Consider the following 11,560-nt stretch of genomic DNA (forward strand, 5'->3'; position numbering starts at 1 on the left):
TTGTGAGATGGTACAACTTTTAGACCAATGGGGCAGGGCTCTCAAGATAAAGGGATTGGAACGGGAAGTCGCAAGCCCTACCGTTGGGGGTGTTCGTGATGTGTGGTCACAAACTGTTGTGAGTGGTTTGACGCCTGCGCAACTTGCTGATATTTTGCAGCAGGCAGCAAGGGGGGATCCAGAACAGTTTTTTCAACTGGCTGATGATATGGAAGAGCGCGATTTGCATTATCGTGCTGTGCTTGGCATGCGTAAAAATGCCTTAACAGGAGTGGAGCCTGGGGTGATTGCCGCAAGCAACAGTGCACAGGACAAAAAGATAGCGGATGCGGTGCGGGAAGTGATCAGTGCGCCTACCTTTGTTGATGATTATGTGGCGGATTTATTAGATGCTTTGGGAAAAGGCTATGCGGTTGTTGAAACTTTGTGGGACAAGAGTGCCAAGGAATGGTGGCCGGTTGCTTGGAAATGGCGTGACCAGCGGTTTTTTCAATTGGATCGGCGGGATGGCTTTCATTTGCGTTTAAAAGAAGAGGGGTCTTTGCATGGAAGTGAATTGCCTGCTTATAAATTTTCTATTCACAGACCCAAGCTTAAAAGCGGTTTGCCTATTCGTTCTGGACTTGCACGTCTTGCGGCTTGGGCCTTTCTCTTTAAGTCTTATACCTTAAAAGATTGGATGGCATTCTTAGAAGTTTATGGCATGCCTTTGCGTGTTGGTAAATATGGGGCAAGCTCTTCTCATGAGGAGCGGCGGGTTCTTATTCAAGCGGTGCGTGATTTATCCAGTGATGCAGCAGCGATTATTCCCAAAGAGATGGAGATTGAGTTTATTGAAGCCGCAGGGGGCAGTGGCAATGCGGTTTTTGCTGCGAAGGCTGAATATTTAGATCGGCAGATTTCGAAAGGGGTATTGGGGCAAACCATGACGACGGATGATGGTTCGTCTTTTTCGCAAGCGCGCATTCATGAAAATGTACGCCATGATATTGCAAGAGCCGATGCACGCCAATTAGCCTTGACAGCTAATCGTGATTTGATTGTGCCTTTTGTTGAGATTAATTTTGGACCCCAAGAGCGCGCGCCCCTTGTCTATTGGCCGATTTCAGAAAATGAAGATATTAAAGCCATCAGTGATGCTTTGGAAAAACTTGTTCCCTTGGGGTTGCATGTGGGGGCGCAAGAAGTGCGCAATAAGATTGGCTTTTCGCAACCCAAAAAGGGAGAGGATGTTTTAAAGGCTCCTTTTCTTACAGCTGATGATGCTGGGCAACAAAAGGCTCATGTTTGTTCTGATTGCGGGGGTGTTGTTGATATTTCTGTGACAAGAAAGCAGGGTAAAGGAGAGCAGGGTGGGAAACATCACGACGAATTGGACCGGCTTTCTGCAGAAGCTTTAAGCGACTGGGAAGAGGATTTAGAACCCCTTTTAGAGCCTTTTAAAAAGCTTGTGAGAGAGGCTCAAAGTTATGAGGATATCCTTAAAGGCTTAGATGAATTATTGGGAGAGATGGATCATCATGCCTTAGCAGCGCGCTTGGCAAAAGTACAAATGATTGCACGTGGGCTTGGGTATCATGGATGAGGAACTTTTTAAAACGGCACCCAAAGAGGTGACCCGTTATTTTGAAGCCAAAGCGCTTGTTCCAAGCTTTGATTGGCGGGATATAGCACCAGAAGAGCATGCCTTTTCCTTTACGGTGGCAAAATCGCTAGGCTATGACATTTTAGAAGATTTTAAGCGAGCGGTTGGAGAGGCTATAAAACATCAAGTTTCTTTGCAAGAGTTTCAAAAAAATCTGATGCCGATTTTGCAGGAAAAAGGGTGGTGGGGGAAAAAATTAGCGCGTGATCCGAAAACGGGTGAAAAGAGTGTGGTGCAATTAGGCAGCCCGCGGCGTTTAGAGACGGTTTATTGGGCCAATACCATGAGTGCGCATGCGGCAGGTGAATGGGAGCGCACACAAAATAATAAAGAATTTTTGCCCTATCTCACCTATGCTTTGTCCAGTTCAGAACATAAGCGTTTAGAACATGAAAGTTGGGTGGGGTTTACGGCACCTGTTGATGATCCCATTTGGGATTGGCTTTATCCACCCAATGGCTGGCGGTGTAAATGTAGTGTGCGGCAAGTAAGCCGTTATGAGGCAGACAATTTAGGCTATGAAGAGGGGGCAGCACCACCCCATGTGGAGGAGCGGGTTTGGCACAATAAGCGGACGGGGCGCGTTGAAAAGATACCAAAGGGGATTGATCCTGGATGGCATTTGAACCCTGGAAAACATCGGGCGCAAAATTTAAGCAATTTTTTGAGTGATAAAATTGCTGCCATGGGGGACAATCAGAAACGCATTGCCATTGAAGATATTGTGGGTTCACCCCTTTTGGAAGCGATGTTTGAAGGACATATGCCACGTGGATTTATACCCATTGCCCCCATGATCCAAAAGGTGCGTGATGTTTTTGGTGGGGAGGGTTCTCTTATTCGCTTATCTTCAGACAGTGTGAAACATATTTTGTTAGAGCATCAAGCGCGTGATCTTCGCTTGGATGATTTTCGTGGCGCCATTCAAACATTCATAAAACCCCATGGTGTTATCAGGCGCAAAGGTGTGCCGAGCGTTGTGTTTTTTGGTGAAAGTGATGGGGCATGGTGGCGCTTAGCAGTTAAATTTGTGGCAAGTAAACAAGAATGGTGGTTGAGTTCCATGCATAAAAAGAGCTTTCGCGAAATTAAACGTCTTCTCGATGCTGCCGAAAAGAAGGATGAACGGTTGTTGTAAAGAGAATACCGTAAAGCTCTGTTGGTGTTTGTGAGAAGGAACTGGTGTGTGAGGAAAAATGAGAAGGCGTGGAGGGCGGTCAACTCCTCGCAGATCCGGTAAAACCGTCCTGGTATAACTGGCTCACGCCTCGCGGGGACTCTAACAGTTTCAACGTCCAAAAGCAATCTTTAAAAAAAACGACTTGAGAGAGGTTGTTGTAAAGAGAATACCGGAAAGACCTGTTGGCTTTTGTGGAAAGAGTAAGGTGTGAGGGAGAAGAGTAAGGCGTGGAGGGCGGTCAACTCCTCGCAGATCCGGCAAAGCCGTCCTGGCATAACTGGCTCACGCCTCACGGGTAATCTAACAGTTTCAACGTCCAAAAGCAATCTTTAAAAAAAACGGTTTGAGAGCGGTTGTTGTAAAGAGAACACCGGAAAGATCTGCTGGCTTTTGTGGAAAGAGTAAGGTGTGAGGGAGAAGAGTAAGGCGTGGAGGGCGGTCAACTCCTCGCAGATCCGGCAAAGCCGTCCTGGTATAACTGGCTCACGCCTCGCGGGTAATCTAACAGTTTCAACGTCCAAAAGCAATCTTTTAAAAAACGACTTGTGAGAGGCTTTTTTGTGTGGAGTGATAAATTGTACTTTTAACTTCACAACGGCGCTCTATCGCCTTTGAAGTGCCTTTGAAAACGATTTTATGAGAGAGTTTGAAACGGGTGTTTTCTCTTACAAGCCATAAGAGGAGAAAAGAGTGCTAGTACTTTTTAAAACACATCCTTTTTTAAACGGGTGTTTTTTTTTAAGAAGTGCCCTTTTGACTGACACTGTCAGACTTATAAGGTGAAGCGGTTTCATGCATTGTATTGCCAATGACAATTGTAAAGCAATAGGCAATGTTTATGGAGCAAGAATTTCACGAAAATGGCGAAGATGGGCATGTTGAGATATGTCATGGTGAGACATTTCATGCCGCGTTAATAGATCTCTGTCCAGACGTTTTATGCCAAGACATTTCATGTGAAGACGCCACCATTAGCCAAGCGCCTGAGTGGGTCGAGCTTTTGCCCAAAGCGCCCCATGTGAAGGCGCGTGATGGACGGCAATGGCATTATCGTCCGCAAACCATTTTAAAAGCGTTTGCAGCCAATAAAGGACCGCTTGTGATTGATTATGAGCATGGGCAACATCACCGTGCGAGAAATGGCTTGGAAGCGCCGGCAAGCGGTTGGATTGAAGAGTTAGCAGAGCGGGATGGTGCGATTTGGGGACGGGTTAAATGGACCGATATGGCAAACAAAAAGATTGTGGCCCGGGAATATCGCTATCTTTCCCCTGAGTTTCGCCATTCGAAGAAAGGTGAAATTTTAAATTTAGCTGGTGCTGGTTTGGTGAACCGTCCAGCCCTTGTCATGACGGCTTTAAGCCGTGAACACTCCCCTATAACCTTAACGGAGAAAATGATGGATTTGACAGCCATTGCCAGTGCACTGTCGCTGGCAGAAGACGCAAAACCTGCGGAGATTTTAGCAAGTATTGCAACGCGGGCAAAAGAACGCGTGGCGCTTTGTGCTCAATTAACAAAAGCGCAAGAGGACTTAGCGCTTTTGCAAGAAGAGCAGAAAAATGCCGCCATTGAGAGTCTTTTAGATAAGGCTATTGAAGAGGGCAAGATTTTGCCGGCTGCACGCGCAGAATATCGTGCGCTTTGTCGCCTTGAAGGGGGCGTGGAGCATTTTAAGAGTTTGGTTGAGAAATTGCCGGCTTTGGCATCTACAAGCTCTTTAGAAGTGTGTGCTTTGGTACAAGAACCAAAGCTTTCGCCAGAAGAGATTGCTCTTGCGGCGCGCCATTACAGGGAAGAGCAGAAGAAAAAAGGGTGGGACATTACCATTAGCCAAGCGGTCGATCATATTTGTGAACAAAAGGAGCGTCCATTATGAGTACGATGATTTTGATTAAATCTTTTCGCGCTGCTGGGGAAATTTCACCTTATTGCATTGTTGCAGCACGAACTGAGGGCATGGTGGCAACGGCTTCTGGAAAGGGTGATAAATTATTAGGCACTGCGGGCTCTTTGAGTGCAAAGGCTGGTGAGATGCTTGATGTTGGTCAATGTGGCTGGGGCGAAGTGATCTGTGGGGGCAATGTTTCCTTTGGTGATTTTTTGACCTCTGACCCCAAAGGGCACGCCATAAAGGCTGAAGTTGCAGACCGCACCATTGGTATTGCTATGAGTGATGGTTCTGCTGGTGATGTTATTTCTTTTAAAATTAATTAATTGAGGCTTATGATGAACAGACCTTTTCCCATTGATCCAACACTCACTGCTATTGCTATTGGGTATCGCAATCCAGCCGGCTCTCTTATTGGCGATAAAGTTTTGCCCCGTGTTTGTGTTTTAAGTGAGGTGTTTAAATATAGTGAGTTTCCCTTAGCGGAAAATTTTACGGTACCGGAACTTGAGATAGGGCGGAAAGGACGCCCGAATGTGGTGGAATTTTCTGCCTTTGAACGGGAAGCTAGTGTTAAAGATTACGGGCTTGATGATCTCATCCCCAATTCCGATATTGAGGCGGCAGCCCGCGCACGGGCAGAAAAGCGCTCTCGTTATAACCCCGAAAAGACAGCTGTGGAAGGACTTGCCAATTTGCTGGAATTGGGGCGTGAAGTGCGGGTGGCAGCGCTTGTGCAAGACAATAAAAATTATGCACCAGAGCGGGTGATAACGCTTAAAGGTGAGGATAAGTTTAGTGATTATGAGAAATCAGACCCTTATGCTGTTTTAGATGAGGCCATGGATAAAAGTCTCATCTATACGCCCAACACCCTTGTGATGGGCAAAGTTGTTTGGTCAAAACTCAAACGCCACCCTAAAATCATCAAAGCCGTTAAAGGGGGAGGGACTGCTGATGGTTTTGTCACCAAAGCACAGTTTGCAGATCTGATGGAAATACACCCTGAGCGTTTACTCATTGGTGAATCGCAAGTGAATTTAGCCCGCAAAGGACGCACAGCACAATTGGCGCGTGTTTGGGGTAATAAGATTGCTCTGCTTTATATTGATCCTACCAAACAACAGGCGGATGGTTCGGTGATTAGCTGGGGCTTTAGTGCTCAGTTGGGCGAGCGTTTGTCTGGAGTGATCCAAGATCCAGATATCGGTTTGTCGGGCGGTAAACGGGTGCGTGTTGGTGAACGCGTGTGTGAATTGGTTGCCGCAAAAGATGCCGGTGTGTTGCTGCAGGATGTTGTTTAAGGGAATCTTTAAAAGATGGCGTATGCAAGCAAAAGATTGATTGAAGAGCTCTGGGGTCAAGATTTCTTGAGCGACTTATGTGGGGTGGATGAGCATTCTGATCCAGTTCTTTTAAAAAAAGCCATTGATCTTGCGCTAAACCAAGCAAGTGGTGAAATTGATGTACATTTGTCTCATCGCTACTGTGTCCCCATTGCTGGACAGCCGGCAGCTCTCAGCATGATTTGTGTCAATATTGCTGTTTATAATTTAGCCATACGCCATACGGCACTGACCACCACCATTGAAGATCGTTACAAACAAGCGGTTGATTTGCTAAAACGCATTGGGGAAGGCAAAGCGGGTTTGGGTGTGAATGAGCCTAAAATTATGAGCGAAGATGGACCACTTCGTGATGGGGCTTTTTTCCATGCCAAACCGCGTTTGATGGGAAGATAACATGTCTGTTTCAAGTGCTATTGAGATTAAAGAGACAGGGCTTGAAGCGGCTTTATCCTTTTTACAAAAGAGGGCTCATGCTCCGATGGGAACTTTAGCACAAGGGGTTGGACGTCTCATTCAAGAGAGCACAAGACGGCGGATTCAAAGTGAAAAAACAAGCCCCCAAGGAGAAAAGTGGAAAAACAACCATGCCCGTACCTCTATTCTTTTTGCCAGTGGAGCGCTCTCACGTTCCATTGATATGAAAGCTTCACCAGAAAAGGTGATGGTAGGGAGTGGGTTGGTTTATGCGCGGATTCATCAATTGGGTGGGGTTATTCGCCCCAAAAATGGCAAAACCCTTCGCTTTTTTCTGAAAAGCAGCAAAGCACAGCGTTTTGTGTGTGTGCATCAGGTAACCATGCCGGCGCGCCCTTATTTGGGGCTTTCAGAGCAAAATAAAGTGGAAATTGTCAAAGCGGCAGAAGATTGGCTTGAGAGGGTGTTTTCATGAGTCAAATGATCACACAAGCAGGGCGGATTAATGCCTTTCGTGAGGCGGTGATAAAGAGCCTTAAACGCGCTTTGCCGGATGTGCGTGATTGCGCCTGTCAATTTGGACGCTTTAATTTAGAAGAACTGGAAACACAAATGCTTGTAGCACCAGCTGTGCGTGTTGCGGTTTTAGAAAGTCGCTTAACTTCTGTGGCTTCTGGGCAGCAGAGTGCGGATCTCCATTTAGGGGCTTTTATTATCACCACGGGTAAAGAGCGTGATATCCAAAGTTGGCTTTTAGCAGAAGCTATCGCGGTTTTATGCCATAGCGGACAACTGTGGGGATTGACACATTTGAGTGCCCCGCGGGATGTGTCAATTGATCCCATTATCTCTGCGGCGATTAAGCAGCGTGGTGTGTCGATCAGTGTGGTGGAATGGCACCAAGATTTATATCAGTTGGGAAAAGATATTTTTGCTGATGCGGGACAACTCAAAGCTGGGTTGATCTCACGGGACAATGAGGTGGGGACATGAATGATGCACATCTCTTAAGCGATACCTTTCGGCAAATTATGAAGCGTCTTGATGCGCTTGAACGCTGTCTTGCCAACCAGCACATGATTGGGCGGGTTGTGCAAGTTGATGGCCATAGGGTGCGGGTGAAACTTTTCTCTGAGAGTGCTAATGGACAAGCGGTTTTATCGCCTTGGCTGCAAGGGCAAGAAGCGGCGGGGGCTGTTTCCAGCAATATGCCCCTCCATGTTGGTGATCCGGTGCGGTTGTTAAACCCCCATGGTGAAATTGGCGCTGCCTCTCTGGTGGTGCGCGATAGCTATAGTGAGGATATGCCTAACCCCGCACGCTCGCCGCAAGAGCTGGCGCTTTGTTATGCGGGGGGCGCTTTGCGGATGACAAAAGATGAACTTATTCTCTCCCATGGAGAAAACCAAATTCGTTTGAGTGCACAAGGTCTCATACTTTCTCATCAATCAACCCGTGTTGCATTAACGGGCAGTGTGCAGATTGAAGCAGAAGATTTACAGCACAATCAAAAATCTGTTGGCGCGGGCCATAAACACGGCGGGGTCAAAATGGGTCCTTCCACAACCTCTTCCCCCCTTTAAAGGAGTTTTATCATGCATGAGAACACTTATGTTATTTTAACCAATGCCGATTTTGTTGCAGGCAACCGTTCACCAGGCAAGGGTGAAGAAATCCGTTTAAGCAGTGAGGCAGCAAAATATCCTTTGCTTCTTGGTCAGATTGCTGAAAAACCAGCCCCTGTTGCGGCGGCCCCAACGGCTTCTTCCGCAAAGACAAGCAAAGGGGCATAAGCCATGCGTTGCGGGATAAGCGAAAAGGATGGCTCTCTCTTATATGATTGGGACCATTGCCAACAATCACTCCATAAATGTTTAATGACAAGGATAGGAACACGGGTTTTGCGTCGCCATTATGGGTGTGATGTTAGGGAGTTCCAAGACGCTAATGCTGATCCTGCAACAATCTTGTGTCTTTATCAAGCCATTGCCTGCGCGCTCGATGATCCAGAATGCGGAGAGCCTGGGTTCTCATTGCAAAGGATTGATCTTAACAAAGCAACGCGTGAGGGGATATTCCACTTTGTTTTAAGAGGTGTTTTTTATCCCGATGGACATTTGGGGGATTGGTCCCATGGGCAAGAGAGGCAATTTCCTTTAGAGGTTTTTTATGGCAGAGCTTGAACATTTAGCCTTTTCACAACTCCCTCTGCCACAAATTATTGAAGAGCTTTGTGTTGAAGCAATTTTAGAGCAAAAGATTGCGCGTTTGGTGGATGTTTTTGCAGCCCATCATATCCCTTATAATGTGGAAAAGACCGCCTATGATCCCGTGGTCATTCAATTACAAGCGGCTGCTTATGAAGAGTTGCTGTTGCGCCAACGGATCAATGAAGTAGCGCGAGACAATTTGCTCGAATTTGCCCGTGGAACAAGTTTAGACCATTTGGGGGATTTTCATGGGGTTACGCGCCTTTTAGATGAAGATGATGCGCGGTTTCGCCGCCGCATTCGCTTAAATAGGCAAGGGCATTCCACAGGGGGCACAGTGCCCCGCTACCAATATTTTGCCCTCTCAAGCGATATTCACGTCAAAGATGCTTTTGTTTATCGTGTGGGCAAAAGCCCGCTTATTCATGTGGCGCTTTTTAGTGATAGTCCATCAGGGGTGGCTGATGAGGCTTTGATTGCCAAGGTACAAGCAGCCCTTGATTGCCCCCATGTTAAAATGACCAATGACCACATCTTGGTCAAAAGTGCTGTGCAGCGGGTGATCAATATTTCGGCTGATCTTTGGTTATTACCGGATGAAGGCTCCTTTGTTTTAGAAAAGGCAGAGCAGAGTTTGAGAGAAGAGTGGGCGCGTACATGGAGGCTTGGGCGTGATCTCTCTTTAAGTTGGGTACTCAGCCGCTTGATGGTTGAGGGTGTACACCATGTGGAGATAACGCAACCGTGCAAGGATATTCTGGTCGCCCCTCATGAAGCGGTGGCACTGGGGGAAATTGCCTTATCATTACGGGGGCACGCTTATTAATGGTCTCGTTGTTATTGCCCCCAAATTCAAGCTTGTTTGAACGCTGCCTTGCTGAGGCAATGGCTGTTGATCTTCAAGTAAAAAGGGCACTCGAAGACATTCCCCGTACAAAATTCATCACGCGCCCCCCTTCTTGGTTGCCCTCTCTCATTGATGAATATGGTTTACAAGAACTCACCCCTTATTTTTCGAATTCTTATGATCTGATTGACCAGGGACTTTCTTGGCAAAATATTCGTGGCTCTGTTGCAGCTATTGAATTGGGACTTCAATGGTTAGAACTTTCTGCGCACTTTAAGCCCGCATGGTCTGAGCGTGCATGGTGGAATTCCTTTCAACTTGATTTTGATCAATTGCCTGAACAAAACTCTCTTGAGGCTATTGAAGCCATTGTGGAACTTTCCAAAAGCTTTCGCTCTGATTTTCGACGTAGCACCTATGGTTATGATGTGGGGGCCACAGAATGCGATATGTCACGCCTTGATGACAGCATGCTGGATTTTGAAAGTGGCGTGCGCTTAACAGCTCGTGACACTCTGTTTTCCTTTGGACGCACTACAGAAATTAATCACACACTCACAAAAGAAGAAGGCAAACGCATTGGCAACTGGATTGATGACTTTGACGAGGAATTAAGCTGGAACCAAATCGATTATCCTTGGGATTTGGCAAATTTTCCGTGGTGTTCGGTTAAAAAACATGAACGCGATATCCTTATGGCAGAGTGGTTCCAAAACCGTCCCCTTTATCTAGTGTTAAGAGATGCAAACAATGCTCTGATTGGGTATCGAAGATGCAACATTGTCCAGCCTATTGAACAAGCGATCGATGGCGCCTATAGCCATTGTGGTAACAGATTTAACCCTTCCCCAACTGGCACCATGCTGTTTCTTGCAGCCCGCACAGATTTTGAGGATGTTGAGAACAAACAAGCCGCCTCTGTTTCCATTCTCGTTCACGGCATTCCAAAACAAGATATTCCCATTGGTAAATTGTGGCTTGAAGCCCATGGGCTAGAGGGTGGTGTAGAAATTCTCAAAACACCGATCAACATTCCTTTGCGTGCTGATGTTCGCGAACAATTCAAGATTTTATTGAGGTTTTAACATGAAACATGAAAGCGGACTACCCTTTGCAATTGATAGATCGGTTGGCAAAGATGAACAACAAAGCGTGGTGTTTTATGGCAGGCGCTCTTTTCTTCAAGGTGGTGAACTCAATGAAATGCAAACCATCATAARAGGGCGCCATAACCGTTTGGGGCGCCTTGTGGCACAAGAAGGAGACCGCGTTGAACGAGCAGATGCCTTTGTCAATAAAGACACAAAAACCGTTACCTTAACGGAGGGCAAGATTTATATCGCAGGCGATATCTTTCCCGTCTCAAATGCTGTTCTCACCAATATTTCCATGAGTGGGCGCGTGGAAATCGGTGTAAAGTTGCAAAAGAAATGGGTGACCTATGAAGATGATCCAGAGCTCTTAGGACAAGTGCCAGGATCCTTGGCAGAAGGAGAGCCCGGTGCGGCACGTGAGATCGCAAAACTTGTCTGGGCTCTCAAAGATGATGACCAGCAAGGGGCTTTCTTTCCGGTTTATATTTTGCAAGATGGTGTTCTCATTGATCAAAAATCCCCCTCACTGCTTGAACCCGCTATGCAAGCCATTGCAACATACGACCGCGCCCATGGACATTATATCGTGGGGGGATGCCGTGTCACAGCTTTGGGGCAAGAGGGACAAAAGCAGGTGTTCAGTGTTCAAGAGGGAGAAGCCAATATCAATGGTTTTAAACGCAAGCGTTTGGCCGCTTTGCGCTATGAAGAGGTGGAAGACTTTTCGACAAGTGCTGTCCCTAGTGAAACCCATATTTTTGTGCCCCAAAAGGGAAAAACAAGCTTTACCTTTAAAACCTATTACGCTCCCATTGCTGCTGTTCATTCCATTTTGTTGACCAAAGAAAAAACCGTAACAATCACCCGCGGTGCGGTTGCCGCTGGGCGTGATGGCGTGCCGGACAAAAGCATCACCTCTTTTATCAAAAT

General features: G+C 46.7%; 16 protein-coding genes. 14 read left to right on the top strand and 2 right to left on the bottom strand.

The window, feature by feature from the left end; all coding sequences use genetic code 11:
• The first annotated feature begins 7 nt into the window (after positions 1-7).
• Together CEV08_RS05825 and CEV08_RS05830 are read left to right on the top strand one after the other, a co-directional pair.
• Positions 8-1,585: a DUF935 domain-containing protein gene (locus CEV08_RS05825; RefSeq protein ID WP_100130756.1), complete on the top strand. Its 1,578-nt coding sequence runs from the start codon at positions 8-10 to the stop codon at positions 1,583-1,585.
• Positions 1,578-2,783, top strand: a complete 1,206-nt coding sequence (locus tag CEV08_RS05830) for a phage head morphogenesis protein (RefSeq protein WP_100130757.1) — start codon at positions 1,578-1,580, stop codon at positions 2,781-2,783. Before CEV08_RS05825 ends, CEV08_RS05830 begins: the two co-directional genes overlap by 8 nt.
• Before the next feature lie 150 nt (positions 2,784-2,933).
• On the opposite strand, the gene CEV08_RS09545 is transcribed toward CEV08_RS05830, so the two are convergent.
• Positions 2,934-3,086, bottom strand: coding sequence for a hypothetical protein (locus CEV08_RS09545; RefSeq protein ID WP_180753561.1), 153 nt, complete (start codon positions 3,084-3,086; stop codon positions 2,934-2,936).
• 48 nt (positions 3,087-3,134) lie between these two features.
• The gene (locus tag CEV08_RS09550) at positions 3,135-3,287 is read right to left on the bottom strand and encodes a hypothetical protein (protein ID WP_180753562.1); all 153 of its coding nucleotides are present in this window, start codon (positions 3,285-3,287) and stop codon (positions 3,135-3,137) included.
• Positions 3,288-3,663: 376 nt separating this feature from the next.
• Between CEV08_RS09550 and CEV08_RS05835 the strand changes: the two genes are divergently transcribed.
• The 12 genes from CEV08_RS05835 to CEV08_RS05890 form a co-directional block, all read left to right on the top strand.
• Positions 3,664-4,704, top strand: coding sequence for a phage protease (locus CEV08_RS05835; protein ID WP_100130767.1), 1,041 nt, complete (start codon positions 3,664-3,666; stop codon positions 4,702-4,704).
• Positions 4,701-5,042, top strand: coding sequence for a DUF2190 family protein (locus CEV08_RS05840; RefSeq protein WP_100130758.1), 342 nt, complete (start codon positions 4,701-4,703; stop codon positions 5,040-5,042). Before CEV08_RS05835 ends, CEV08_RS05840 begins: the two co-directional genes overlap by 4 nt.
• Positions 5,043-5,054: 12 nt before the next feature.
• Positions 5,055-6,020, top strand: coding sequence for a capsid protein (locus tag CEV08_RS05845; protein ID WP_100130759.1), 966 nt, complete (start codon positions 5,055-5,057; stop codon positions 6,018-6,020).
• Positions 6,021-6,035: 15 nt separating this feature from the next.
• A complete protein-coding gene (locus tag CEV08_RS05850) occupies positions 6,036-6,458 on the top strand; it encodes a DUF1320 domain-containing protein (protein WP_100130760.1) in 423 nt (140 codons plus the stop codon).
• Between the two features lies 1 nt (position 6,459).
• Positions 6,460-6,954 carry a phage virion morphogenesis protein gene (locus CEV08_RS05855; RefSeq protein ID WP_100130761.1) on the top strand — a complete coding sequence of 165 codons (495 nt, stop codon included), beginning with the start codon at positions 6,460-6,462 and terminating at the stop codon, positions 6,952-6,954.
• Positions 6,951-7,472: a hypothetical protein gene (locus tag CEV08_RS05860; RefSeq protein WP_100130762.1), complete on the top strand. Its 522-nt coding sequence runs from the start codon at positions 6,951-6,953 to the stop codon at positions 7,470-7,472. The genes CEV08_RS05855 and CEV08_RS05860 overlap by 4 nt, the downstream gene beginning before the upstream one ends.
• A complete protein-coding gene (locus tag CEV08_RS05865) occupies positions 7,469-8,062 on the top strand; it encodes a phage baseplate assembly protein V (protein ID WP_100130763.1) in 594 nt (197 codons plus the stop codon). The genes CEV08_RS05860 and CEV08_RS05865 overlap by 4 nt, the downstream gene beginning before the upstream one ends.
• A 12-nt stretch (positions 8,063-8,074) precedes the next feature.
• Positions 8,075-8,272, top strand: coding sequence for a hypothetical protein (locus CEV08_RS05870; RefSeq protein ID WP_100130764.1), 198 nt, complete (start codon positions 8,075-8,077; stop codon positions 8,270-8,272).
• A 3-nt stretch (positions 8,273-8,275) separates the two neighbouring features.
• The gene (locus CEV08_RS05875) at positions 8,276-8,662 is read left to right on the top strand and encodes a GPW/gp25 family protein (protein ID WP_100129454.1); all 387 of its coding nucleotides are present in this window, start codon (positions 8,276-8,278) and stop codon (positions 8,660-8,662) included.
• Positions 8,649-9,515, top strand: coding sequence for a baseplate J/gp47 family protein (locus tag CEV08_RS05880; protein ID WP_100130765.1), 867 nt, complete (start codon positions 8,649-8,651; stop codon positions 9,513-9,515). Before CEV08_RS05875 ends, CEV08_RS05880 begins: the two co-directional genes overlap by 14 nt.
• A complete protein-coding gene (locus CEV08_RS05885; protein ID WP_100130766.1) occupies positions 9,515-10,621 on the top strand; it encodes a phage tail protein in 1,107 nt (368 codons plus the stop codon). Before CEV08_RS05880 ends, CEV08_RS05885 begins: the two co-directional genes overlap by 1 nt.
• A gap of 1 nt (position 10,622) precedes the next feature.
• Positions 10,623-11,560: DUF4815 domain-containing protein (locus tag CEV08_RS05890; protein WP_143434455.1), on the top strand; the 938-nt coding region annotated here is incomplete at its 3' end.

This window comes from Bartonella tribocorum (assembly GCF_002778015.1).
In the GTDB taxonomy this organism is placed as follows: Bacteria; Pseudomonadota; Alphaproteobacteria; order Rhizobiales; family Rhizobiaceae; genus Bartonella; species Bartonella tribocorum_B.

Excerpts from the sequence above, each read along its gene's own strand:
- CEV08_RS05825 (WP_100130756.1), top strand. The coding sequence starts at position 8 with ATGGTACAACTTTTAGACCAATGGGGCAGGGCTCTCAAGATAAAGGGA.
- CEV08_RS05830 (WP_100130757.1), top strand. The coding sequence starts at position 1,578 with ATGGATGAGGAACTTTTTAAAACGGCACCCAAAGAGGTGACCCGTTAT.
- CEV08_RS05835 (WP_100130767.1), top strand. The coding sequence starts at position 3,664 with ATGGAGCAAGAATTTCACGAAAATGGCGAAGATGGGCATGTTGAGATA.
- CEV08_RS05840 (WP_100130758.1), top strand. The coding sequence starts at position 4,701 with ATGAGTACGATGATTTTGATTAAATCTTTTCGCGCTGCTGGGGAAATT.
- CEV08_RS05845 (WP_100130759.1), top strand. The coding sequence starts at position 5,055 with ATGAACAGACCTTTTCCCATTGATCCAACACTCACTGCTATTGCTATT.
- CEV08_RS05850 (WP_100130760.1), top strand. The coding sequence starts at position 6,036 with ATGGCGTATGCAAGCAAAAGATTGATTGAAGAGCTCTGGGGTCAAGAT.
- CEV08_RS05855 (WP_100130761.1), top strand. The coding sequence starts at position 6,460 with ATGTCTGTTTCAAGTGCTATTGAGATTAAAGAGACAGGGCTTGAAGCG.
- CEV08_RS05860 (WP_100130762.1), top strand. The coding sequence starts at position 6,951 with ATGAGTCAAATGATCACACAAGCAGGGCGGATTAATGCCTTTCGTGAG.
- CEV08_RS05865 (WP_100130763.1), top strand. The coding sequence starts at position 7,469 with ATGAATGATGCACATCTCTTAAGCGATACCTTTCGGCAAATTATGAAG.
- CEV08_RS05870 (WP_100130764.1), top strand. The coding sequence starts at position 8,075 with ATGCATGAGAACACTTATGTTATTTTAACCAATGCCGATTTTGTTGCA.
- CEV08_RS05875 (WP_100129454.1), top strand. The coding sequence starts at position 8,276 with ATGCGTTGCGGGATAAGCGAAAAGGATGGCTCTCTCTTATATGATTGG.
- CEV08_RS05880 (WP_100130765.1), top strand. The coding sequence starts at position 8,649 with ATGGCAGAGCTTGAACATTTAGCCTTTTCACAACTCCCTCTGCCACAA.
- CEV08_RS05885 (WP_100130766.1), top strand. The coding sequence starts at position 9,515 with ATGGTCTCGTTGTTATTGCCCCCAAATTCAAGCTTGTTTGAACGCTGC.